Below are 1,015 nucleotides of genomic sequence, written 5' to 3'. Positions count from 1 at the left end.
ACGCCAACCCCGAGGGCGGCAGACGCAAAATGAGCCAGACACCAGGTAAGACAGAACCAACCACCGCGCCACGGCACCTGTCACGCAGACACACCGCAACCCGGCACACTCACACTGACACTGAGACGCAAAAGCACCCCAAAACAGTGGTTTGAAGGGGCTTTTGCGTCTGCTCGCCGCGGTACAGTTGACGCCATGGCCGAGCTCTCCGACCAGGTGGCCGCGTTCTTGTCGACGGGCACCCGCACCGGCATGCTCGGCTACCTGGCGTCCGACGGGCGGCCGCTGGTCGCCCCGGTGTGGTTTGTCGTCGATGACGGTGCGCTGGTGTTCAACACCGGCGCCGACACGGCGAAAGGGCGTGCGCTGGCACGGGATCCGCGGGTGGTGATCTGTGTGGACGATCCCCATCCCCCGTATTCGTTCGTGCAGGTGCAGGGCATCGCCGCGGTGAGCGAGAACGCCGACGACCTGCTGGCCAGCGCAACCCGGATCGGGGCCCGGTATATGGGCGCCGACCGCGCCGACGAATTCGGCCGCCGCAACGCCGTTCCCGGTGAGCTGCTGGTGCGGGTGCGGCCGACCAAGGTGATCTCCGCATTCGGGGTCGCCGACTAGCCGTAGATTGCGCCGATTGTGCGGTTTCATACGCGATACGCCGCGTGGGCGTATCAAACCGCACAGTCACGGCGGCGCGCCGTTAGAAGCGGAAGCCGATTTGGGCGGGGACGTCGCTGACGAACGCGGCGTCCAGCCGCGCGATCAGCTCGGGGTCCTTGCAGCGCAGCCGGTGTGCGGCCGCCAGAGGGCCGCGCGGGGGTCGCCCGAACATCGCATCTTGGCGTGTCCGCGCTGATATCTGCTTCACTGCTGGGTTGGAATTCGCCCGGTGGGCGGTTCGTCGTCGGGGAAGTCGTGCACTTCGTATTTGTGGGTGCCTTCCAGGTCGTCGGTGATCGCGGCCTGGGCGTTCTTGGGCAGGGTGTGCAGGATCTCGCGGACCCGGGCCCGGCGC

Annotated in this window: 1 protein-coding gene and 2 pseudogenes; 1 reads left to right on the top strand and 2 read right to left on the bottom strand. The window is 67.2% G+C overall.

What is annotated here, in order from left to right; all coding sequences use genetic code 11:
• The first annotated feature begins 195 nt into the window (after nucleotides 1-195).
• On the top strand, nucleotides 196-618 hold the full coding sequence (locus tag BKN37_RS27300; protein ID WP_071030435.1) for a PPOX class F420-dependent oxidoreductase: 423 nt from the start codon (nucleotides 196-198) through the stop codon (nucleotides 616-618).
• 82 nt (nucleotides 619-700) lie between these two features.
• On the opposite strand, the pseudogene BKN37_RS30115 reads toward BKN37_RS27300, so the two are convergent.
• Both BKN37_RS30115 and BKN37_RS28550 read right to left on the bottom strand, forming a co-directional pair.
• A pseudogene (locus BKN37_RS30115) lies at nucleotides 701-805 on the bottom strand (hypothetical protein); the annotation flags it as partial.
• 59 nt (nucleotides 806-864) lie between these two features.
• Nucleotides 865-1,015, bottom strand: a pseudogene (locus BKN37_RS28550) (ABC transporter ATP-binding protein); the annotation flags it as partial.

The sequence above is a fragment of the Mycobacterium talmoniae genome (assembly GCF_001854525.1).
Classification (GTDB): domain Bacteria; phylum Actinomycetota; class Actinomycetes; order Mycobacteriales; family Mycobacteriaceae; genus Mycobacterium; species Mycobacterium talmoniae.
This window is presented reverse-complemented; position numbering and strand designations above follow the sequence as displayed.